The sequence below is a fragment of the Priestia sp. SRI_019 genome (assembly GCF_057586255.1).
Genome location: NZ_JBYCZN010000002.1, coordinates 767,673 through 790,001, shown reverse-complemented (window position 1 = coordinate 790,001; position 22,329 = coordinate 767,673). Strand labels below are relative to the sequence as shown.

Sequence of the window (22,329 nt, the reverse complement as noted above, 5' to 3'; positions counted from 1 at the left end):
AGTGGTTAACCATACAGGATAAAGCCTTGTGGTTAATCACTTGCTTTCAAAATGATGAATAGAAAATAAATGTGAGAATATACATAAATTCTAAAAGGGAAGGGCGTTTTAAATGGCTGTGCAACAATTGAAAAAAGAAGAGATTATTGAGCTGGCAAAAGAAATTATTGAACTTGATTTGAAAAGAGATGAAAAATTTGAAGAATTGACAGAGTTAGCCGGAAATCATGCATATGAAATTTTGCGCAGAGTACAAAATGCCTGTTTATAAGTAATAAAAAAATCCCGCCTAGAGCGGGATTTTTTAATGAGATTGCTGTTCAAGAGTAAATAATTCTTGTTTCATCTTAGCATGATTGAGGTTTTCCCCTATAAAGACAAGAGTGGTGGGCAGCTTCATCATTTCTTTCATATATAGAGGCATGCCGTATGAATATTGAAACGAATACGTATCGTTCGAATGAGTAAAGCGCATATAGCCTTTAATACGATAGATGGTATCTGGCATTTGGCGCAGCCAATTTTCAAATAATTCAAGATCCACTTTTTTTGTAAACTCATATACAAATGTTTTCAAATGAAGATGATCTTCAACATGAGCCTTATGGTGCGGCTGTTTTTGAGACAGCTGAGCTTTTTGAATCACATCAAGCTTCACGCGGGAAAATGCCGTTAATAACGTCCTTGCACTTGGGTTAATGGATTGAATCTCAAAAAGCAGGGAAGACTTTTCTGACTCAGACAGCATGTCCGTTTTATTTAATAAAATTACATCCCCATGTTTTACTTGTTCTTGAAGAAGTTTTTGAAGTTGAATGCTTAAGGACCCACGTTCTTCCCACCTTGTTGCATCGAGTGTGGTGATAATACTTTTAATCGTGACTTGATGCGCAAAAAGAGGAGACATACAGGCATCCAACACTTCAATGGGATGTGCAACTCCGGTTGTTTCTATATAGATAGCATCCAATGTGTTCTCCTGTAGAAGTGAATGAAGCTGAGTTTCAAATTGACCTTGAATAGTACAGCACACGCAGCCGTTTAGCAATTCTTTTAACGGCGTGTCTTTTTCTACTTCATTTGAGTCAATCGAAACTTGGCCAAGCTCATTCATCACAACAGCAATGTTGCGATTACGATCTTTTTCTTGCTGAAGCAGCTGTTTAAGTAACGTTGTTTTTCCACTGCCTAAAAATCCAGATAAAATGTAGATTTCTGTTTTCATTTCAGTCTCTCCTATGTAAATAACATTGTTTAAATCGAAACTTTTCCGATTACCGATTGGTAAATAGTATATCCAAGAGGGGATAAATATCTAAGAGTAAATTTTTATGCTTTTTTGTATTCATTATAACAACTTTAAAAGCGCTATGGCTATCTTTTGTAAAAAACTCAAAATACACAATGAAATAAGAATATTATAAAATTTCAAACTAGCTGTGCTACAATAAAAGAAAAAGAAAAAGGGGAGCAAAAGTTATGCGAATATTAGTTTTAGGCGCAGGCGGCGTTGGAGGTTACTTTGGAGGCAGGCTTGTGGAAAAAGGAGAGGATGTGACTTTCCTTGTCAGAGATCGCAGAAAAAAAGAGCTGGAACAAAATGGACTTGTTATCAAGAGCATACACGGTGACTTCACTTCACCTGTACAAGCTATTACAAAATCTGAGATGAAAGAGCCTTATGATGTTATTTTGTTCACAACTAAGGCTTATCATCTTAAACAAGCAATTGAGGATGTGCGTCCTTTTATAGGGAATCAGACAGTTGTCGTACCTTTGTTAAACGGTATGGCTCACGTGGGTCCTTTACAAGAAGCTTTTGGGGAAGAAAAAGTCATTGGGGGACTGTGCTTTATTGAGACAACGTTAAACAAAGATGGAGATGTCGTCCAGACGAGTCCTGCTCACAGACTTGTATTTGGTGAATTTAAGCAGAAGGAAACAGAAAGATTACAACTGATTGAGCAAGCGTTCGGTGGTACAAAAGCTTCGTTTGTAAAAAGTTCATATATTGAACAGGATATGTGGCATAAGTATTTATTTATTACGGTTATGTCAGGCATGACTACTCTTATGCGCGCACCTGTTGGCCCAGTGCTAGCGGCAAAAGGAGGGCGTCAATTCGTACAAGAGCTTTTTAAAGAAGTTGAAAATATTATGATGGCATACGATGCCCCATTAGCTGAAGGGATTATTGAACAGCATATGAATACGATGGACAAAATGACGTATGACATGAAGTCATCGATGCAGCGTGATATGGAAAAAAGTTCTCAAATTGAAGGAGACCACCTTCAAGGATATTTGCTGACATTAGCTGAAAAATCGTCTATACACGTACCTCTTCTTCAAACTGTGTATACGCATCTAAAAGTGTATGAAGAAATGTTAAAAGGTTATCAAAAATAATGACAGTGAAAATTGATTTAGCAGTCATGCAGGTACTGCAGAAGCTGCTAAGTACAGCAGAAATAGGACAATTGCCTTCCGCTCCCGGCATTTATTTTTTCTTTGATAAACCCGGCAGGCTTTTGTATATCGGAACAACGACGGGCTCTCTATTAGAAAGAGTAAGAGCTCACGTTGCAGGAAAAGGCGTTAGCAACACAAAAAAATTTCACAAAGAGATTTATGCTGTTGGATATATTGAAGTTCATGGATTAAAAAAAGAATTGGATATGCTGAGAACGATGCTTGTAAATGGTTATTTTCCAAAATACAATAAACAAGATGTAAAAAGAGAAAATGAATACGACATTTACACCGTTCACGGCAGAAGCCTCAAGGATACAGGAGTTGATAAGAAAAAAGCCTCCAAGCGAAAAACGGTGCTAAAGCCAACGTTAAAAGAGATAGAGATTCGTCAAGAAAACAGCGATATTACATATGCACGAGTGGCAAATATGAATGCTGAAGATCGAGTGAAAAAATTGTGGTCTTGTCAAGAAGCAGGAGCGCAGCTACATCTTCCGGAGTCGAAAGTGTTAGCAATAAGTGACCGGCTCTTAAAAGAGCAGTATACATTTCAGCGAGATATGAAAAAGAATATAATGTTTACGATGCGGGATTTAGTTGTTATTCAAGTGTTGTTAAATTTAAATCCGATCCATGATTTGAAAAAACGAGAAATAAAGGAAGCCATCAGTTTAGTGCGTAAATTTGGCATTGAAGAAGCTCTTCGTATCTCTGAAAAATTACTCAAAACGTGATAAAATCCATGATCATTGTGATCATGGATTTTATCATTTATCATTCACACTTAAGCTAATTCGTCAATAACTTTTGGTAGAGCCATAATGGAAATAACGCAAAGTGAACTGACAACTTGATGCATTTCAAAAATGGCAATGATGAATAACATCAGTGATATATATAATTGAAGGCCTTTTAATCCCCATGGCTTGCGATCGAAAAAAAAGTCGCTAAGTACAAATACAAAGAAAATGAGCGAACTGAACAAAATAATCATGGATGTAGACATGGAACGATCATAAGCAATGATAAATAACAAAGCGAGAAGCGACACAACAGATATAACTTTTAATGTTTTAATCATCGTGTTTTTATTCACTTTTTTCACCTTCATTTGTAGGATTGATCTTTCATCCTCATTTTATAGGATAGTCAAAAGTTCTAAAAGTCAAACGAATAAATCATAACAACAATTTAACATCTTTATACTACATTTACATTGAGAGAAAAAAATGGGCGTGTTTTGAGCTTTGTGCCCTTCATTGACGCGTGCAAAGAACAAGTGCTATAGTATGTTTGCTCTAAAAGCTAAAGGAGCAAAGTTTTCAAAGGACGTGACTATGTGAACGAAACACTATTAGTAATTGATGGATTTAATTTATTAAGCCGCTGTTATTTTGCTACTTCTTATGGCAGAGATGAAGCAGCGTTGACAAGAAACAGTAAGGGTCAATTTACGAATGCCCTGAGAGTAACGATTCAAAAAATGCATGCATTGATTCACCAATATGAGCCAACCCATATTTTCGTCGCTTGGGATGTTAAGCGCGAGGATACAAAACGTAAAGATACATACGCCCTATATAAGCAAACAAGAGCAGAGCTGCCTGAGCCGCTGATTCAGCAGTACGAAACGTTAAAGCAGTTTTTTGACACCGTCGGGATTTATCAAATGTCATTGTCTTCTTATGAAGCAGATGATTTAATCGGCGCACTGGCAAATAAGTGGAGCAAAGAAAAGCAAAGCCCAGGATATATTTACAGCAACGACCGAGACTTGCTTCAGCTCCTAGATCAACATATTTCACAAATTATTGCTAAAAAGCAGGTGGGAGATCTTGTTTATGGCTTTAAGCACTTTCAAGAAGAATACAATATTCATCCTCGTCAATGGGTGGACGTAAAAGCATTGCTTGGTGACAAATCTGACAATATTCCGGGCGTTCCTGGTGTAGGAGAAAAAGCCGCACTGCCTCTTATTCAACAATATGGCTCTATCCATGAAATTTATGCACAAATTGAACAATTAGATCCAGCTTTTAATCGGTACAAAAAAAAGCTGGTCGAAGGAAAAGAACTAGGTATGCTTAGTCGTGAACTTGCTGAGATTATTATAGACATTCAAGAAATCAGCATGTTTACTTGGGAAGAATTAACATTTATGTATGATTATGAACGATGGAATAAAGAAATTCAAAGTCTAGAACTAAACATTAGGATTCGCTCATGATTTTTAGTACAATACAATTTATGAACATGAGAAAGGAGTAACAAGCGTGCAACCAATTCATAAAGAAACAGTCCAAAAAAAAATACAAACATTTTTAAATAAAGACGTATATGTACACCTTGAAACGACAAACGGTGCATATGCTTCACACGTAAATGAAAAAGTAATGACAGTTGGGGCTTTTATTCGCAATGGTAAAGTCACTATTTCAAACGGAAAGATAACTGGAGAAGGTCCTTATCGTGTAGGTCTTCAAATTGACTTAGGATGGATTTATGCAGAGGGATTAACAGATTGGGAAATTGATGAAGAAGGCCGACTTCTTCTAGCTGGGCATGACTTTGAAGGTCGTTTAGCAGTTGCCCTTCAATTAAGTGAACATCCGTTTTCATAACAGAAAAGAGAGGAGAATAGAACATGGAAGAAAGATTATTAATTGTATTTCCGCATCCTGACGATGAAGCATATGGAGCAGCAGGAATGATCACGCAAGCGAGACAAAAAGGAACGCCCGTTACATATGCCTGTGTTACGCTAGGTGAAATGGGACGAAATATGGGTAGACCGCTGTTTGCTAACCGTGAAACTTTACCTCAAATCCGAAAAAAAGAACTTTTGGATTTAGCGAACGTTTTAGATATTCAAGACTTGCGTATGCTAGGGCTTCGTGATAAAACGCTGGAATTTCTTGATATTGATGTTTTTGCAGATAAAATTGAAGAAATCATTAACGATGTAAAGCCGACTCACATTTTAACGCATTACCCTGGCTTTGCGGTACACCCTGATCATAATGCTACAGGAGCAGCTACCATTCAAGCAGTAAAACGTATGCCAAAAGAAAAGCGTCCGGTGGTTTGGTGTCATGCGTTTTCAAAAGATCGTATTGAACATATTGGAGAACCAGATGTTATTTTTGATGTAACAGCGATGAAAGATAAAAAAATTGAAGCGTTAAAAGCCCATCGTTCTCAAACAGAAGGAATGATGAACGCAATTGACTTCGACCGCTTATCTGACTATCCGCAAATGGAACGTTTATTAACTAGAGAAGAATTCTGGACATATAACTGGGAGTAACAGATGAAAAAACAGCGAATTTTATTTATTGGAGCAGGACGAATGGCTGAAGCTGTAGCAGCTGGTTTGGTTACGAGCAGCGCTGACAGTATTGAGGCAGTGGTGATGTCAAACAACGGAGATATTGAGCGGTTACAGCGTGTTGAAAAAACGTACGGCGTACAAACGACGCAAAATTGGCGCCAAGAAGTTGACAATTCGGATGTTATTATTTTAGCGATGCCTCCTGAGGCCCATCCTTCCGTGCTCAAGGAACTTTCAACTCATTTAAATCAACAATTTGTCGTAACGTTAGCGGCAGGAATTGGTCCGAGTTACTTAGAAAATCACCTTCCGCAAGATACGCCTGTCGCTTGGATTATGCCAAATACAGCTGCTATGATTGGACAATCGATGTCACTGTATACACTTGGAACTTTTGCCACAAAAGAGCATAAAGAAGTGCTTCACATGATTTTAAAAGGAATTGGTGAAGCGCATGAGTGTTCAGAGAAAGAAGTACATGAGTTAACGGCTGTAACTGGCAGTGCACCTGCGTTTTTATATTATTTTGCAGAATCGTTAATTGATGCAACTACTGCTTACGGTGTAGATGAAAAAACAGCCAAAGATTTAGTTATTCAAATGATGTATGGCTCTGTACAAATGCTGCATGAAACCAAAGATCCTGCGTCTTTAAGAGAGCGAGTAACAACTCCAGGCGGCGCTACTGCCGAAGGGTTAAAAGTGATGAAAGAACAGGACTTCTCTTTAATAATGAAACAGGCAATTGAAGCAACGAATAAAAAAGCAATGGGTGGAAATTAAAAAACTCGTACAACCATATGTTAGCTGAAAAATCCGAACTATAGTTCAGCATTCTTTCATTAGAATGTTGAATCAGTTCGGATTTTTTAATGAATAGACTTCCTTAACATACATATATTCCTCTTTGGAGCTGTTTTTTCTCTATGTCCCAAATTTTTTTAGTCATCAACAAACCGCTTTTTCATATCAGAAGTTGGGAGCATGCAGTGCTGCTGTTTACCAAACCACTTATATCGGTTGCGAGCGATCCAGTTGTATACTATATCTCGAATAGGTGCAGGAATGATAATGAAAGCATATAAAAATTTAACGGGTCCATCTAAGCGCTTGGCGATTTTTAAAGCAGCCGTTGATTTTATATATCTTTGGTTTCCATGAATATATACAATGCTGTCTAATTGCTCAGGAAGTAAACCGTGAGAGGCTAGCTGCTGCTTTCCGAAATCTGATTGAAGAGAAGCGAAAGAAAACAAAGCTTGTTCATCATGTTTAATAATATATTGAACACTGCTATTACATAAATTACATATACCATCAAAAAGAATTAAATGTTTCATTGGACGATTTCGCTCCTATTCCATAAAAAAAGTATAATTACTTGTCATTTTTGAAAAATAAAGGTACGTTTAAAAGATGTGAAAGTGATCCAAATTCAAAGGTAATTCGATTATACAATAAGGACTCATAAGAGTTAAAGGAGAAGGGTATGAAAGAGCAAAACGACGTTGTCTTATACAATAGAATAAAAGAACGAGACAAAAAAGCCCTTGAACTGCTGTATGACAAGTATGAGCGAATTCTTTATTCGTTTATATACCGGTTAACAAATAGCTCTGATATTGCTGAAGAAGCTGTTCAAGAAGTGTTTATTAAGCTGTGGAGAGGAAAGGGAGTTTACAGCGATGAAAAAGGGAAGTTTTCATCATGGCTGTTTACGATTACAAGAAACACCGCGATTGATATTGTAAGAAAAAGAAAAAACGATCCTATGTTCTCAGAAGAAATTTTTGATTTTATTGAAGATGATCATCCTCAGATTGACGAGCAGCTTCAGTGGAAAGAAGAACAGCAGAGAGTACGGCACGCTGTATCAAAATTGTCTGAAGACCAAAAAAAGATTATTCAATCCGTTTATTTTAAGGGATTAACGCAGCAAAAAGTAGCAGAAGAGCAGCAAATCCCATTAGGAACAGTAAAGGGTAGGGTGCGATTAGCGTTGCGGAAATTAAAAACATATTTAGGTACTGATGCAGAAGGGAGAGCTGATTCATGAGTATGTGCAATAAACTAATTGATTACTATAATGATCAGTTGACTTCCCATGAGAAAAAAGAGTTTGAAATGCACTTAAAAAACTGTCAAAGCTGTCAAGAAGAACTAAGAGAGCTGGAGGAAGTTCTTGGAGATCTAACGTATTTGACACCAGCACAATCTCCTCCGCCAGAAATGAAACAGCGAATACTTGCGAACGTATTTGAAGAAGATCAAGATGAGACAAAGAGAGAACCAATCGCTTTAAAAAGTGAAAAACAACATGCTGCGTCTAAGAAATCAAATAAAAAATCCATCATTATTGGATTAGCTGCGGCACTTCTTTTATCCCTTGCAGGAAACAGCTACTTTCTGTTGAAAGATGGAGACAAAGGCAAACAAGAACCAAATGTTTCGGTTGCTCCTCAAAACGAACCTCTTACATCTGAAAAAACAATGAAGCTGCAGGCGGAGCCGAACGTTTCTGGTGAAGCAACAGCATCTCTTACGAAAAAAGGTGGAAATTTAAATGTGGTCATTCAAGCGAATAACTTGAAAAACGTAAAGGGAAATGAAGTTTATCAGGTGTGGCTCATAAAAGGTGATAAGCCTCATCCGGCAGGTGCTTTTGTAACAGATAAAAATGGAAACGGGACAGTGGTCTATACGATGAGTCAAAAAGAACAGACTGAAAAGTGGGATGTTATGGCCATTACTTTAGAACCGAATGCGAATAACAAGACGCCAAAAGGAAACATTGTGTTAAGTTCAGCGCTCTAACAAAAACCCTTCTGCTAACAGAAGGGTTTTGTTACGTGCAGTTAATCATCTTCAAATTGTATGGCAATGGTTTGGTCATTTTCTATCTTATTCAGTCGAATTTCCAATAATCCATTTTTGTACTTAGCGCGAACTGGTTCGTCTGTGTAGTGAAAAGGAAGTTTGACCGTGCGAGAAAATACGCCTGTATGGCGTTCGTTGAGCTTTAACTTTTGTTTAGATGCTTCATAAGCATAAGGAATGTTCCCTTCAACTGTTAATATATTTGCGTCCAACTTGATTTGAATGTCGTTAGTTGAATGCAGTCCAGGAACCTCAACGACGATAATGCCTTCTTTATCGGTTTCATATAAGTCGACGTTTGGAAATCGCTTTGGTAAGATGTGATTTAAATCGCTCCAAAAGTGATTTCCAAGCATATCTTCTACCTTATGCTGAATCGAACCCCAATCAATCTCTTCATATTTTTTACTCAAAGGAACCCCTCCTTATATTCACGTAAATTCCTTCTATATATATGAAAAAAAGAAAATTCAATGCCTGCTTACAAAGAATGAGAAAAACGCGTAAATAAGTGAAAAAATGTGAGAAAAAAAAAGAGATTTTGAGTGAAAAAGAAGGATTATGTAGAATAAAAAAAGTATAATTACGTATAGAGCTTTCTATTTTCCTGAATGAAAGCAAGTATGTGAAGGAGGAAGTTGAGATGAGAGAAAAGCGTACATCCAGTGGTTTTCTATTAAAACAACGTGCTTTCTTAAAATTATATATGATTACGATGACAGAACAAGAGCGTCTGTATGGCCTTCGGTTATTAGATGTGTTGAGAGATGAATTTCGACCTTTTGGGTTCAAACCTAATCATTCTGAAGTATACAAAGCCCTTCATGACTTGATTGAAGACGGTGTCCTCAAACAGGTGAAGCGTAAAAAAGAAGGAATGAAGCTTCAAGAAGTGGTTTATTATACATTTACAAATGAGGGAGAAGAGAAAGCTAAACTATATAAAAAACAATTAAAAGTAGAGCTGGAGCGGTGTGAAGCTATGATTCAAAAAGCTATTCGTGACAACTTCGGGTCCAAATGAACGTGTCTTTAGTTAGAAAAGACACGTTTTTTCTATAGCTGATTTTGTCGTCTTATGTCGGAATAAAAGTTATAAAATGGGTACAAAGTAGTGTAAAAGATGGATATATAGTTATATTATGGATAAAATACACACTTTTAACATATATGGATGAATTCGATTTTAAAGATTATGCACTATTCATAAATAGTGTACGAATTGATATGATACAAAGTGTATATAAATCTATTTAATGCGTTATTTGCCATATTTTAAGAACTTATAAACCGTTATCAGACCATCATTGAAGCATTTTGGTTTTAGCAACTCTGACGAATTTGACTAGATTTGTATCGAGAAGATATTATTTGTTTACTATGAAAGGAATGGATTTTATGAAGTCTACAGGAATTGTAAGAAAAGTAGATGAATTGGGTCGCGTAGTAATTCCTATTGAATTGCGCCGCATTTTAAATATCAACACAGGTGATCCAGTAGAAATATATGTTGATGAAGATATTATTATTTTACAAAAGTATAGCCCGTATGGTGCTTGCTTAGTAACTGGGGAAATTACGCGTGAAAACTTAACCTTTGGGAATGGAAACGTTGTGTTAAGTAAAAAAGGTGCGGAACAGCTTTTACAAGAGTTAGAGCGTACCTTAAATAAATAAGAAGTTTTAGGCCTTAGTATAAGGAAGAATATCGATCCATCTTTAAACAAAAAAAGAACGTTCTTTTGAGAACGTTCTTTTTTTGTTTAAGCCGTTCGAGAAGATTTATCCTCCTCTAGCAGCTGCTTTTTTTGTATTTTTATCAAACGATACGCAAGTCCTGTTGCTCCTGCAGCGAGCCCCGCAATTAGTCCAACCCAATAGCCAAACGCCTGCAAATCGGTGTATTTTGCTAAAACAATCCCTAAAGGTAGACCAATTACCCAATAAGATACCAAGGACATTAAAAAGGTAACATTTACATCCTTATATCCTCGCAGAGCGCCTTGAATAGGAGCTTGAAGAGCATCAGAAAGCTGAAAGAAAATTGCATAAATCAAAAAGTGAGAAGTTAATGCGAGTACCTCTGCATCTTTTGTATATAAAGATGCTACAGATTCTCGAAGAGTAAATAAAAGACATGCGCAAACAAAAGCCATGCCAACAGCAATTGTTATACCGATCCTGCTATAGCTTCGTGCATCTTGATTCCGTTTAGCACCCGCTTCAAATCCTACAACAATTGTTAAAGCCATAGAAATACTCAGCGGAATCATATAGAGAAATGAGGCAAAATTAATAGCTGCTTGGTGAGAAGCGATTGTAATGGTATTGTATGAGCTCATAAACAGCGTGACGGCTGAAAAAATACTTGTTTCAAAAAAGACCGAAAAACCGATAGGTAAACCAATTTTTAATATTTCTTTCCAATTAGAAAAAGAGATACGGTGAAATCTTTTTAATAAATCGAAGTTAGAAAAAGGTTCTTTTTTATGAATAATTACAATGGATACAATGAGTATGCACCAATACGTAACGGCAGTTGCATAACCAGAGCCTACTCCACCTAAGTGGGGGAAGCCTAGCTTACCGAAGATTAATACATAGTTCAAAGCTACATTAACCGGAAGCCCTAAAATGGTGATAAGCATAGACGTACGAGTTTGCCCTAAAGCATCAATAAAGTTTCGTAAAACCGTATAAATAAAAAGCGGAATAATACCAAAAGATAAAGCAATTAAATACTGTTTGGCAATGCGCATTACGTTTGCTTCTAAATTCATCCCTTTTAAAATAGGATCAACAACAAAAAAGCCGATTAAAATAATCACAACGGCCATTAAAATGGAGACATAAAGCCCTTGAATGACGGAGAACGGAACTTTTTTCTTTTGATTAGCTCCGACAAGCTGTGCAACAATTGGCGTAATAGACATTAAAATTCCGCTTAGCCCTGTAAAAACAGGTACCCATAAGCTTGAACCAATTGCTACCCCTGCCAAGTCGTCTGCGCTAACTCTTCCTGACATCATCGTATCAAAAAAAGTCATTGAAAACATTCCAAACTGGGTGACCAATATCGGAAATAAAATAAAAACGAACTGCTTAACTTTTTGAGACGTTGAAAACGTTTGTTGCATTAAAAAACCCCCAATTTGAAAACATTTACACCAAAAAGCATTATATCACGCCGTGGTTTGTTTTTGCTAAGAGTTCTGACAATAAATTCAAAGAACGTATCCATAAAACGCAGCGATTTAAAAGGAGTAAAAAGGTAAAACAGTATATGATTTTAATTTTGACATGCAGTGAGCTATGATAGAAAGTATAGTAATTATCATTTAGCGTGGAGGGATACGTGTGGATTTACAGTTGCAAAATAAAAATGTACTTATTACCGGCGGGTCAAAAGGAATTGGGAAAGCTATTGCTGCCTTGTTTATTCAAGAAGGAGCAAACGTTGGAATTGCGGCAAGAGGAGAGGAAGCGCTACAGGATGCACAGTCAGAATTAGAAAACGTACGTACATATACAGCAGACCTAACAAACGAATCAGACAGAGTTGCATTAATCGAGAAATTCATTAAAGACTTTGGAAGCATCGATATTTTAATTAATAACGCTGGAGGAAGTAATGGAAGCAAGGCAATGGAAACAGATTTATCCCTTTTCAAAGAAGCGATGGAGCTTAACTATTTTTCAGCTGTCCACTTGAGCAAGCTAGCAGCAGCTCGTATGACAAAAGATGGGGCAATCGTTAATGTGACGTCTATTTTCGGGAGAGAAAGTGGAGGGAAAGTCACGTACAATAACGCAAAATCAGCGCTTATCAGCTTTACAAAGTCGTTTGCAGATGAAATGATTTCTAAAGGAATTCGTGTAAATGGAGTAGCGCCGGGAAGCATTTTGCATGAAACGGGTAATTGGAAAAAAAGAATGGATGAAAATCCGGAAAAGATTAAGCAGTTTGTTGAAAACGAAATACCAGCAGGGCGCTTTGGAGAGCCGGAAGAAGTGGCAAACGCCGTTGCTTTTTTAGCATCTTCTCAAGCTTCATGGATAGTGGGTGCGACGTTAAACGTAGACGGTGGGCAGTCAAAAATGAACTTTTAAAAAAAGTGCAGGAATTTCCTGCACTTTTTCATTATCCAATATCTTTTTGCATACGGGGAATCTGAAAATCTTCGTTAATTGCGTCCGCTGTAAGCTGACCAGATAATGTCACCATTGGCACCCCGCCTCCAGGGTGTGTAGAGCCGCCTACAAAATAAAGGTTAGAAAGAAGCTGACTTCTTGCCGGAATTTTAAAACCTCCATTTTTCTTACGGTCAGTCGCTACGCCATAAATGGACCCGCCGTTAGCACCGTAAAGCTCCTGGATATCGTTAGGAGTAAACGTATATTCAAACTCAATGCTTGAACGTAAGTCTTCTAATCCCATTGCCTCAAGCTTTTTCAATACGACATCCCGGTAGCGGTCTTTTAATGCAGCCCAGTCGTCGCCTTCTTTTAAAGGAGGTACATGAGTAAGAACGAACAGATTTTCTTTTCCTTCAGGAGCTTGCGTAGGGTCTGATTTAGACGATACGCCAATGTAAATTGTCGGATCCATAGCTACTTGACCTTTGTTAAAGATTGTATCAAACTCTTCTTTCTGATCCTTTGAGAAGAAGAAATTATGATGTTGAAGCTGCTTGTACTGTTTGTTAACCCCTAATAAAAGAACAAGCCCAGAAACAGTAGGCTCGAATTTAGCAAGCTGCTGAGTTTGCTTAGCTGCCTGCGCATGATTCTTTAATAAATAGCGGTAAGTTGGAATTGCTTCTAGATTAGATACCACAATATCTGCTGATAGATTCTCGCCATTTTCTAGTGTAATTCCAGTTGCCTTTGCTCCGCTTGTTGTGATTTCTTTTACCGGCGTATTTAGATGCACAGTGACGCCAAGTTCTTGAAGAAGCTTATCCATCGCTTCAGCGATTTTGTACATTCCGCCTTTTACGTAATAAATACCTAATCCTAGCTGAACGTGAGCAAGCTGTGTTAATACAGCCGGTGCATGATAAGGAGAAGAACCGATGTACATAATTAAAAAATTAAACAATTGACGCAAATGTTTGTTTGAAAAATATTTGCGTGTAGTAGCATCCATAGATCTCATTGGATCCATTTGAAGCAGTTCTTTTACTGTGTGCATCGTTCGTAAGTCGTGCAGTCCAGATAAACTTTTTTTATAAAAACTTTTTAAGTTCGATTCATACATTTTATTTGCATAAGATAAATAGTCAAAAAAACCTTCAATGTCTTCTGGAGCAAGCTCTTGAAGCTGCTGAAGCATGCCAGGAAGGTCACTGGTCAAATCAATTTGTGTTCCATCTTGGAAAAAAGTTCTCCACTGAGGCTCAATTCGTTCTATTGTTAAGTAGTCGTGGATATTGCGGCCCGCACTTTCAAATAGCTGCTCTAGCACCCACGGCATCGTTAAAATAGAAGGTCCCGTATCGAAAGAAAATCCTTTGCCGCTGCGAATATTTAACTTACCGCCAATTCGCTCGCTTTTTTCAACGACTGTTACATCATATCCATCAGCTGACAGACGAATAGCAGCTGACAGACCACCTAAACCTGCGCCTACAACAATTACTTTCTTTTTCATCTTTTTCCTCCTTATAAAACCAAAGCGAGTTGTCAACAATGTGTATAAAATGACTTCACGCAAAATAAAAATAGGTCTACAACTTTTTATTTTGTCCAGTTCGCTAATTTTCATACGTAAAGGAAAGGAGAAAAGGATGTCCTTTTTACTGGTTGCTCTTGTCTTGACAGGTACGCTTGTCATCACTATCCCTACATTTAAACGTGTAAAAATAGTAAAAAACGATATGTCATGTTTGTCCATTATTATTCCAGCTAGAAATGAAGAAAGAAACCTTACCTTTTTATTGCAGTCACTCCAGTTAGAGAATGCTGACTTTGAAGTGATTGTTGTAGATGACAATTCAACAGATAATACTGAGAGGGTAGCCAAAGCATCTGGCGTAAAAGTAGTGCACCCGGGCGCACTTCCAGCTGGATGGCTAGGAAAGTCATGGGCATGCTGGAATGGAGCACGAGAAGCAAAAGGCTCGGTGCTTTTGTTTTTAGATGCTGATATTACAGTAGAGAAAGACGGAATTGAAAAAGTATTTTTCTATTACCAACAGCAAGGGGGTGTGCTGTCGGTTCATCCTTATCACCTTGTTAAGAGGCCTTATGAAATGTTTTCTGCTTTATTTCACTATGTTACGTTTGCATCGATTGGCGCGTTTCACCCCTTTAAAAATTGGAAAAGTCCTTCTGTCGGTTTCGGGCAGTGCTTGCTTTGCAGCGCAGCCTCCTACTTTCAAAGCGGAGGCCACGAAGGGGTAAAAAAAGAAGTGGTTGAAAATATGGCGCTGGTTGAGAAAATGAACAAACAAGGTGAATTTATTACGTGTATGAGTGGACAGGGAGCTCTTTCCATGCGTATGTATCCAAATGGTATGAAAAGCCTTATAAGAGGGTGGAGTAAAAGTTTTGCTTCAGGTGCGGGGAAAACGGAAGCCATTTATTTATTTCTAATAAGTTTGTGGCTTACTAGCATGATTAATTATGTCCTTTTTTTACCTACTCTATGGAATCAACATGCAGGCTTGGCAATTAGCAGCTATGTTTGCTATGTAAGTCTCTTATTTAATAGCTTAAGAAAAATAGGTTCGTTTCCTTTTTTTTCTTTATGCTTATTTCCTATTCATGTGCTATTTTTTCTGGGTCTATTCGTATGGTCTTTCATCCAAACAGCGGTGAGAAAGAAAGTTAAATGGAAAGAACGCAGCATATCTATAGAAGAAGAAAAAAAGAAGAAAGTGATAAAATGACAGGTGTTCAGCTCTTAATTAATATCATGGCATGGTTTGTGATTCACATGTTCATCGCCTACAGATGCACAAAAATTTCTGCCTTTTATTTAAAAAAGGACCTTGCGCTGTTTAAGGTTCAAAGCTGGGAAACAGTTGGGATATATAAAAAATTCGGGGTACACCGATGGAAAACGTGGCTTCCTGATGCAGGAAAGCTATTTAAACGAGGATTTTATAAAAAGAAATGGGAGAGTAGAACGAAGGAATATGCACAGCTTTTTTTAATTGAAACAAATCGAGCAGAGTTAACTCACTGGATCAGCATACTTCCTTCTATTCTTTTTTTTACATGGAACTCTCCTTCTATAGGTGTTTGGATGGTTATTTATGCGATTGTCGCAAACGTCCCGTTTATTTTGGTTCAACGATATAATCGAATACGAATTCATCAAGTTGTTTTGAAACTCAAATGAAATTAATTCACGTGCCTTTGGCTCCGAGTAGGGGCCTCGGTTTTTATTTTTTTCTCCTTATTCGAAGACAATAACTTCTTGGATAAAAGAAAAAAAGAAGCAAAGGCGATATAAATACTAAAAAAGACTAAAAACCCCCATAAACCTGCTATAGCATCATCAAATTCCATATTGCCCCGAGTGGTAATTCCTTGCTGAATTTCAATGGCAAAAACTAAGACAAGCATAACGGTAAGGGTATAGATAAAAGAAATAGCTGTAATACTAAATTTCCACTTTGACAATAATTTAAAGATCATATAAACGCTTAAAAACGTGAGCAGTCCAATAATACCGATAATCCAGAAGTGAAGTTCTTTATCTGAAAGAGAAAATCCTAGTAAATAAAAAATATAAATTAATCCGTCGTGCAATACATTAATAATATTTGTAATGAAAACAATACATTCTTTCATTTTTTCTCCTTTATAAAAATGTAAGACGTTTAAACTGCTAGGCATACACGCATGCATAGCCCGTACTCATTCCAATTTTATATAAAAAATGCACTTTCTAGATCAGACGTTAAAGAGATCTGAAATTTCAAATAATATTTATAATTTATATTATAAACAAAAAGGTAAAAAAATAAAAATTTTCGATGCAAACTGACACATTTTTTTCATATTTAAAGAAAGAAATAACTCAAAATATGTGGTTTACTGTAGAAAGAAAAGAAAATAAGAGGGATTGATATAACAAATATTCACAAGTGCTTTTATGCATTCTCTTGTAAAGTAGAAGGAAAACTAAGGCAAGTGTTAAATTTATATGTATAGTGGACAAAATAAAAAATAAATATAAAATAGTGAAACTTAAAGAGAAGCTGTCCGTATTAAATAGTGAGAAGAAAAAAGCACAGAATACATTTGTGTTTGAAAGCCGATAGAGCTGGGAATAAGAAAGTAGTTATTTTCTCACGTTTGGTGAAAATTATACGTAACGGTGTTGACAATTTTTTTAAAAGAGTTAAAATGTGAAAGAACAGATTAGCTCTCTTACATTTTTTGTAAGAGAGATTTCTTTTTACATTTACTATAAAAATAAAAGTGAGCTTAAATTTCAATAGAGACAGAGGTGGGAATATGAAACAGCTCATGACAAACGGTAAAAATATTTTTTCGAAACAGCTGCCGTTATTTCTAATTGCAGTTTTGTTGTTTTGGATTAAAACGTATACCGTTTATCGTATCGAATTTAACTTAGGGCTAGATAATTTTATGCAAAAGTTCTTACTTTTCATAAACCCAATTGGTTCGGCAATTTTCTTTTTTGCCATTGCATTACTATTTAAAGGGCGCGGAAAAGTACGAGCACTGCTTGGAATGAATTTCTTACTTTCATTCATCCTGTACGCAAATGTAGTATACTATCGCTTCTTTAATGATTTTATTACTGTTCCTGTATTGACTCAGTCAAACAACTTTGGTCAATTAGGCGGCAGTGCCATGGCTTTAATTAGCCCAACTGATATTTTATACTTCACAGATTTCTTTATTCTTTTAGTTTTAGTACTATGGAAAAAAGTTGACTTACCAGCAACAATTAGTCGACGTACTGTGACAGGTGTATTTCTATCAGGGATTTTATTCTTAAGTGCCAACATCGCACTAGCGGAAATGGATCGTCCTCAACTATTAACAAGAACATTTGACCGCAACTATTTAGTAAAATATTTAGGAACGTATAACTATACGATCTATGACATCATCCAGAGCTCGAAATCTTCAGCACAGCGCGCGCTAGCAGATAGCAGTGATGTGGCTGAGGTAGAGAACTATGCAAAAGCAACATATGCTGAGCCGAACAAAGAATATTTCGGTCAAGCAAAAGGCAAAAACGTTATCTATATTTCATTAGAGTCACTTCAGTCATTTATGATTGGTTATAAGTTAAATGGTGAAGAAGTAACGCCATTCTTAAATTCACTATTAAAAGATCAGAACACAATGTATTTCGATAACTTCTTCCATCAAACAGGGCAAGGTAAAACGTCAGATGCTGAATTCATGATGGAGAACTCATTATTCGGCTTACCTCAAGGTTCTGTATTTACAACAAAAGCAAATAACACCTATCAGTCGCTGTCTGGTATTCTAGATCAGCAAGGCTATACAACATCTGTGTTCCACGGAAATGGAAAATCGTTCTGGAACCGTGACGAAATGTATAAATCAATGGGTGTAGAAAAATTCTTTGATTCAGCTTATTACAATATGTCAGACGAAGATACGTTGAACTATGGTTTAAAAGATAAGCCATTCTTTAAAGAATCAATGCCGTACCTAAAAGGCTTAAAGCAGCCATTTAGCGCGAAGTTCATTACGTTATCAAACCACTTCCCTTATCCGCTAGATAAGGAAGACCAAACGATTGGACCTCATAATACAGGAGATAAGTCAGTTGACCAATACTTCCAAACGGCTCGTTATTTAGATGAATCAATCAAGCAATTCTTTGAGGATTTACAGGCCTCTGGCTTAGCAGACAATACGATGGTCGTGATGTACGGTGACCACTACGGTATTTCTGAAAACCATAAGCGTGCAATGGGCAAAGTAATGGGTAAAAACATCAATGATTTTGAACAAGCTCAGCTGCAGCGCGTACCATTATTTATTACTTCACCAGGCCTTAAAGGCGGCGTAAATCATACGTATGGTGGAGACGTAGATGTTCGTCCAACAGTGATGCATTTATTAGGTCTTGATACAAAAGACTATATTGACTTTGGTACAGACTTATTATCAAAAGAACATCAGCAAGTTGTACCTTTCCGTAACGGTGACTTTGTTACACCTAAGGTAACAAAAGTTGATCAGAAAGTGTATGACAACGCAACGGGCAAGCAGCTTTCAGATAAGGAAGCGAAACAGTATGATAAGTATGATGAACTAGTTAAGAAAAAGCTAGAACTATCAGATAAACTTGTTTACGGAGATTTACTCCGCTTTCATACGCCAGAAGGGTTCAAACCAATTGAACGCTCGAAGTATGATTACAACAAGCGCGAAGATCAATAAAAAACAGGCAGCTTTTAATAGCTGCCTGTTTTTTTGTTTTGTGAAACCTTTAAAGGTTTTATCCGTATATAAATTATAACAGTAATCGTTTTAAGAGACGGGAAGACAATGGTATAATATGTATACGTTTAAAAGTTCGGTCACATTTGAGATAGGAGTGAAAGCGATGAAAGTCGTTCGAATTATAAAAAAGATTCTTGCCATTTGGGTAACAGGAGCAGTAGCCGTTCCGGTCAGCTATTTTGGATTTAGTACCACGATGATTCAATCCTTTGGCATTAGTGTAGGAGTAATGGTCGTGATGAGCCTGTTTTTTATTATGAGCAGTGCTCGACGTCATTATCAAAATCCGTATAGAGAAGAAATTGCATACGTTCGTCATCAAGTAAAAGAGGCAAGAAAGCAATTAAGAACCATTGGAAGCTATCGTTTTAAAATTCGATCTGTTCATATGTGGACAGAACTTTCTAAACTATACAAAGTAGGTAAAAGCATCATTGAAATGGTAGAAAAAGAGCCCGCACGATATAAAGATGTTCAGCCCTTTTTTACGAACTACTTACAATCAACGGTTACCGTCATTGAAAGGTATATGTTTTTATTATCAAAACCAACGAAAAGCATAGAAGTCAAAGAAAGTCTTCATGAAGCGGAAGACATGCTGCGCGGGTTATCAGGAAAGTATGAGCATTTATTAACAAATGCTCTTTCACAAGATAAGCTGACGTTAGATGTAGAGCTTAAAGTGCTAAAACAAGCATTTGAAGAAGAGCAGCCGTATATACCGACAGCTACTAATCGCACAAAGTAACGTAAATGCAAAGGATGGGATTTTATGATGAAAGAATATAATCAAAATCAATCGTTAGATGCGCTGCTTGATGACCCTTTTGCGTCGCCTACCCCGCAGGTACAATCGGACTCTCGCGCTGCAAAAAGAAACACATACGATGATTTGACACCGGAATATCAGGAAAAAGCACAGAAAATCGCAAATCAAATTGATTATAAAAATCAGCAGGCTATCTTACAGTACGGGGTAGCAGCTCAGTCAGAACTATCTCAGTTTTCTCAATCTGTACTACAGCATGTTCAAACGAAAGATACGGGACCAGTAGGAGACGTTATAGGAGATTTAATGAGTAAGATTCGCCAAGTGAATCCCGATGATTTTTCTGCAAAGAAAAAAGGAGTCATCGGTCGATTGTTTTCAGGAGTCTCTAGGCCTATTCAAAATTTATTAACAAAATATCAAAGCATTAATGTTGAAATTGATAAAATTGCAGATAAGTTAGAGCGCTCAAAACAAATGCTGTATCGAGACATTACGATGTTAGATAGCTTATATGATAAAAATAAACAGTTTTACGAGGCGCTTAACGTCTACATTGCAGCGGCAGAATATAAGTTAGTGGGGCTGCAGAATGAAACGCTGCCCCAGCTTCAGCAAACAGCATCTCAAAAAAATGACTACTTGATGGCTCAGGAAGTCAATGATTTAAATCAATTTATCAATAGGCTAGAAAAACGAGTGCATGATTTAAAACTGAGCCGTCAAATTGCCATTCAAAGTGCACCGCAGATTCGATTAATTCAAGAAGTCAATCAGACCCTTGTTGAAAAAATTCAAAGCTCTATTTTAACGGCTATTCCACTTTGGAAAAATCAAGTAGTAATCGCAACCACTTTATTACGCCAAAAGAAAGCAATGGAAGCCCAAAAGCAAGTATCTAAGACAACAAACGACTTGCTTACTAAAAATTCAGAGCTGCTCAAGCAGAACACGATTGAAGTAGCTCGTGAAAACGAGGCGGGGATTGTCGATATCGAAACATTGAAAAAAACGCAGTCCGATTTGATTACCACGTTAGAAGAAGTGCTAAAGATACAAGAAGAAGGACGTACGAAGCGTACCGAGGCAGAATCAGAGCTGTATCAAATGGAAAAAGATTTAAAAACTAAACTGTTAGATATGAAATAAAGAAAAAGTCGGTTTACACACTTTGTAAACCGACTTTTTCTCTGTTTTATGCATTTTGAAGCGTTCTCGCCATTTCAAAAAACGGCGTTAAATCCCTTTCGGATTTAGGAGCAAAGATCGTTAACCGGAAAGTAGGGTGTTGATTTTGCTTTCGAACGAGAAAACCGTATGCGTTACTTTTATCATCTGACGCTTTGTACGCAGCTTCTATCTCTAAGTTATGGTGAATGAGGTGTGTATCAAGAGAAGCCACTTCCGAAAAGCCAGCTCTTAAAATTTCTTTTGTTTCTTTATTGAGCTCCTCTACACTTTTATTTGAGGGAAACACTTCAATCCGCATCCACAAAGCATCATTTTTTTTGTTGTAAATGACATCTTTTCGTGGCTCTTCTTCTGTAAACTCGTATCCTTCTAGTACGTAAAGCGTATAGTTTTGATTGGTGCTTCTTTTAAGATAACCCGCATCTGTTCTGCTGCTTCCTTTGTAAGGATAGGTGAACTTTTGCTGTGGCAAGCGTTCTTTTGGAATTTCTTCTTGTGTGTTAATAAGCTCTTCACGAAAAGCAGTTGAGCAGCCACCCATCAAACATATAAAGCAAACAAGAAATATCTTTTTTTTCATAGTTGGCTTCCTTATCTATTTTCATTCATGCGTTTTTACTGAGTTCACAATTGAAATTAACTTTTTTTCATCATCAGAATTTTCAGCTGTAACCATCGTGATTTTTAAAGCAGGGTGCCCCTTTGTTTCTCTTAGTACATACAGCTTTGCCGTTTCTTTTTTACTCCCTGATGTAGATGCAAACATAACAGGTTGAAGAAATAGGGATGTAGAAGAAATTTTTAACGATTTTCCAAACTGGTCATCAAACAATTCTTTTGAGCGCTCTAGATATGATTTGCTTGTACTTTCTTTCGCGGAAAGGACTTCAATTCGCATCCACGTATAGGGAGTCTTGGTTGAAAAAAGAATATCTTTTCCATCCTCTTCTTTTTGAAGCGTATATTCATTGGGCAATGAAAGAGAATATCCTTGTTCGCTTACGGTGAGCTGCTGATGTTCCTTATTGCTTTCACTGACTGCTTTAACAGAAGGCAGTATAACCATGGTTATGCTTATCATTAACAGAAGCGCTAAATAAAATTTTCGCATGTATATATCTCCTATTCAAAACGCTAGACAGCGTGTAGTTACTATAAAAAAATGTTTTCGCCATGTTAGAACCTGTAGGTTTATTTTTGACTTTTTGGTAAA

The 22,329-nt window shown here is 36.9% G+C and carries 26 protein-coding genes; 17 read left to right on the top strand and 9 right to left on the bottom strand.

Features of this window, described 5'->3' with window-relative positions; genetic code table 11:
* Positions 1-112 precede the first annotated feature (112 nt).
* Positions 113-271, top strand: coding sequence for a hypothetical protein (locus tag AC2YJL_RS14335; RefSeq protein ID WP_165592300.1), 159 nt, complete (start codon positions 113-115; stop codon positions 269-271).
* Positions 272-304: 33 nt separating this feature from the next.
* On the opposite strand, the gene AC2YJL_RS14330 is transcribed toward AC2YJL_RS14335, so the two are convergent.
* On the bottom strand, positions 305-1,225 hold the full coding sequence (locus tag AC2YJL_RS14330) for a CobW family GTP-binding protein (RefSeq protein ID WP_195694352.1): 921 nt from the start codon (positions 1,223-1,225) through the stop codon (positions 305-307).
* 254 nt (positions 1,226-1,479) lie between these two features.
* On the opposite strand from AC2YJL_RS14330, the gene panE reads away from it, so the two are divergent.
* Both panE and AC2YJL_RS14320 read left to right on the top strand, forming a co-directional pair.
* Positions 1,480-2,409 (top strand): 2-dehydropantoate 2-reductase, encoded by a 930-nt coding sequence (gene panE / locus AC2YJL_RS14325; RefSeq protein WP_251567928.1) that lies wholly within the window; start codon positions 1,480-1,482, stop codon positions 2,407-2,409.
* Positions 2,409-3,209 carry a GIY-YIG nuclease family protein gene (locus tag AC2YJL_RS14320; RefSeq protein WP_251567932.1) on the top strand — a complete coding sequence of 267 codons (801 nt, stop codon included), beginning with the start codon at positions 2,409-2,411 and terminating at the stop codon, positions 3,207-3,209. The genes panE and AC2YJL_RS14320 overlap by 1 nt, the downstream gene beginning before the upstream one ends.
* A 50-nt stretch (positions 3,210-3,259) precedes the next feature.
* On the opposite strand, the gene AC2YJL_RS14315 is transcribed toward AC2YJL_RS14320, so the two are convergent.
* The gene (locus tag AC2YJL_RS14315) at positions 3,260-3,571 is read right to left on the bottom strand and encodes a hypothetical protein (protein WP_016763842.1); all 312 of its coding nucleotides are present in this window, start codon (positions 3,569-3,571) and stop codon (positions 3,260-3,262) included.
* A 243-nt stretch (positions 3,572-3,814) separates the two neighbouring features.
* Between AC2YJL_RS14315 and AC2YJL_RS14310 the strand changes: the two genes are divergently transcribed.
* Genes AC2YJL_RS14310 through proC form a run of 4 tightly spaced genes read left to right on the top strand, consistent with a single transcriptional unit; the run spans position 3,815 to position 6,589 of the window.
* Positions 3,815-4,702 (top strand): 5'-3' exonuclease, encoded by an 888-nt coding sequence (locus AC2YJL_RS14310; RefSeq protein ID WP_251567934.1) that lies wholly within the window; start codon positions 3,815-3,817, stop codon positions 4,700-4,702.
* Between the two features lie 46 nt (positions 4,703-4,748).
* Complete coding sequence (locus tag AC2YJL_RS14305) at positions 4,749-5,096, top strand: YojF family protein (protein WP_013056714.1); 348 nt, start codon at positions 4,749-4,751, stop codon at positions 5,094-5,096.
* Between the two features lie 23 nt (positions 5,097-5,119).
* Positions 5,120-5,782, top strand: a complete 663-nt coding sequence (gene bshB2, locus AC2YJL_RS14300) for a bacillithiol biosynthesis deacetylase BshB2 (RefSeq protein ID WP_013056715.1) — start codon at positions 5,120-5,122, stop codon at positions 5,780-5,782.
* A gap of 3 nt (positions 5,783-5,785) precedes the next feature.
* Positions 5,786-6,589 carry a pyrroline-5-carboxylate reductase gene (proC, locus tag AC2YJL_RS14295; RefSeq protein ID WP_251567936.1) on the top strand — a complete coding sequence of 268 codons (804 nt, stop codon included), beginning with the start codon at positions 5,786-5,788 and terminating at the stop codon, positions 6,587-6,589.
* 158 nt (positions 6,590-6,747) lie between these two features.
* Here the strand turns inward: proC and AC2YJL_RS14290 are convergent, their stop codons facing one another.
* The gene (locus AC2YJL_RS14290) at positions 6,748-7,146 is read right to left on the bottom strand and encodes a thiol-disulfide oxidoreductase DCC family protein (RefSeq protein WP_251567938.1); all 399 of its coding nucleotides are present in this window, start codon (positions 7,144-7,146) and stop codon (positions 6,748-6,750) included.
* 149 nt (positions 7,147-7,295) lie between these two features.
* Here AC2YJL_RS14290 and AC2YJL_RS14285 point away from each other — a divergent pair, with 149 nt between their 5' ends.
* Together AC2YJL_RS14285 and AC2YJL_RS14280 are read left to right on the top strand one after the other, a co-directional pair.
* Positions 7,296-7,862, top strand: coding sequence for an RNA polymerase sigma factor (locus AC2YJL_RS14285; RefSeq protein WP_251567941.1), 567 nt, complete (start codon positions 7,296-7,298; stop codon positions 7,860-7,862).
* Entirely contained in the window at positions 7,859-8,620 is a 762-nt protein-coding gene (locus tag AC2YJL_RS14280) for an anti-sigma factor (RefSeq protein WP_195694343.1), read from the top strand. The genes AC2YJL_RS14285 and AC2YJL_RS14280 overlap by 4 nt, the downstream gene beginning before the upstream one ends.
* Positions 8,621-8,661: 41 nt before the next feature.
* Here AC2YJL_RS14280 and AC2YJL_RS14275 read toward each other — a convergent pair whose 3' ends face one another.
* Complete coding sequence (locus tag AC2YJL_RS14275; RefSeq protein ID WP_251567944.1) at positions 8,662-9,096, bottom strand: Hsp20/alpha crystallin family protein; 435 nt, start codon at positions 9,094-9,096, stop codon at positions 8,662-8,664.
* 230 nt (positions 9,097-9,326) lie between these two features.
* On the opposite strand from AC2YJL_RS14275, the gene AC2YJL_RS14270 reads away from it, so the two are divergent.
* Positions 9,327-9,707 carry a replication termination protein gene (locus AC2YJL_RS14270; RefSeq protein ID WP_013056721.1) on the top strand — a complete coding sequence of 127 codons (381 nt, stop codon included), beginning with the start codon at positions 9,327-9,329 and terminating at the stop codon, positions 9,705-9,707.
* Between the two features lie 374 nt (positions 9,708-10,081).
* Positions 10,082-10,360: an AbrB/MazE/SpoVT family DNA-binding domain-containing protein gene (locus tag AC2YJL_RS14265; RefSeq protein WP_025752053.1), complete on the top strand. Its 279-nt coding sequence runs from the start codon at positions 10,082-10,084 to the stop codon at positions 10,358-10,360.
* 86 nt (positions 10,361-10,446) lie between these two features.
* On the opposite strand, the gene AC2YJL_RS14260 is transcribed toward AC2YJL_RS14265, so the two are convergent.
* Positions 10,447-11,820 carry an MATE family efflux transporter gene (locus tag AC2YJL_RS14260; protein WP_251567946.1) on the bottom strand — a complete coding sequence of 458 codons (1,374 nt, stop codon included), beginning with the start codon at positions 11,818-11,820 and terminating at the stop codon, positions 10,447-10,449.
* Positions 11,821-12,040: 220 nt separating this feature from the next.
* Here AC2YJL_RS14260 and AC2YJL_RS14255 point away from each other — a divergent pair, with 220 nt between their 5' ends.
* A complete protein-coding gene (locus AC2YJL_RS14255) occupies positions 12,041-12,793 on the top strand; it encodes an SDR family NAD(P)-dependent oxidoreductase (protein WP_195694338.1) in 753 nt (250 codons plus the stop codon).
* 31 nt (positions 12,794-12,824) lie between these two features.
* On the opposite strand, the gene AC2YJL_RS14250 is transcribed toward AC2YJL_RS14255, so the two are convergent.
* The gene (locus tag AC2YJL_RS14250) at positions 12,825-14,336 is read right to left on the bottom strand and encodes a phytoene desaturase family protein (RefSeq protein WP_195694336.1); all 1,512 of its coding nucleotides are present in this window, start codon (positions 14,334-14,336) and stop codon (positions 12,825-12,827) included.
* 136 nt (positions 14,337-14,472) lie between these two features.
* On the opposite strand from AC2YJL_RS14250, the gene AC2YJL_RS14245 reads away from it, so the two are divergent.
* Both AC2YJL_RS14245 and AC2YJL_RS14240 read left to right on the top strand, forming a co-directional pair.
* Positions 14,473-15,576, top strand: a complete 1,104-nt coding sequence (locus AC2YJL_RS14245) for a glycosyltransferase family 2 protein (protein ID WP_251567948.1) — start codon at positions 14,473-14,475, stop codon at positions 15,574-15,576.
* Positions 15,519-16,031, top strand: coding sequence for a glycosyl-4,4'-diaponeurosporenoate acyltransferase CrtO family protein (locus AC2YJL_RS14240; protein ID WP_251567949.1), 513 nt, complete (start codon positions 15,519-15,521; stop codon positions 16,029-16,031). Before AC2YJL_RS14245 ends, AC2YJL_RS14240 begins: the two co-directional genes overlap by 58 nt.
* 2 nt (positions 16,032-16,033) lie before the next feature.
* Here the strand turns inward: AC2YJL_RS14240 and AC2YJL_RS14235 are convergent, their stop codons facing one another.
* On the bottom strand, positions 16,034-16,486 hold the full coding sequence (locus tag AC2YJL_RS14235; protein WP_013056728.1) for a hypothetical protein: 453 nt from the start codon (positions 16,484-16,486) through the stop codon (positions 16,034-16,036).
* A 669-nt stretch (positions 16,487-17,155) separates the two neighbouring features.
* Here AC2YJL_RS14235 and ltaS point away from each other — a divergent pair.
* From ltaS to AC2YJL_RS14220, 3 genes are all read left to right on the top strand, one after another.
* Complete coding sequence (gene ltaS / locus AC2YJL_RS14230; RefSeq protein WP_013056729.1) at positions 17,156-19,093, top strand: lipoteichoic acid synthase; 1,938 nt, start codon at positions 17,156-17,158, stop codon at positions 19,091-19,093.
* A 166-nt stretch (positions 19,094-19,259) separates the two neighbouring features.
* Positions 19,260-19,904 (top strand): 5-bromo-4-chloroindolyl phosphate hydrolysis family protein, encoded by a 645-nt coding sequence (locus tag AC2YJL_RS14225; protein WP_230932473.1) that lies wholly within the window; start codon positions 19,260-19,262, stop codon positions 19,902-19,904.
* 24 nt (positions 19,905-19,928) lie between these two features.
* On the top strand, positions 19,929-21,074 hold the full coding sequence (locus AC2YJL_RS14220) for a toxic anion resistance protein (protein ID WP_050690000.1): 1,146 nt from the start codon (positions 19,929-19,931) through the stop codon (positions 21,072-21,074).
* A gap of 46 nt (positions 21,075-21,120) precedes the next feature.
* On the opposite strand, the gene AC2YJL_RS14215 is transcribed toward AC2YJL_RS14220, so the two are convergent.
* Both AC2YJL_RS14215 and AC2YJL_RS14210 read right to left on the bottom strand, forming a co-directional pair.
* Positions 21,121-21,696 carry a hypothetical protein gene (locus tag AC2YJL_RS14215; protein ID WP_251567950.1) on the bottom strand — a complete coding sequence of 192 codons (576 nt, stop codon included), beginning with the start codon at positions 21,694-21,696 and terminating at the stop codon, positions 21,121-21,123.
* Between the two features lie 21 nt (positions 21,697-21,717).
* Positions 21,718-22,227, bottom strand: a complete 510-nt coding sequence (locus tag AC2YJL_RS14210) for a hypothetical protein (protein WP_230932477.1) — start codon at positions 22,225-22,227, stop codon at positions 21,718-21,720.
* Positions 22,228-22,329: the final 102 nt, after the last annotated feature.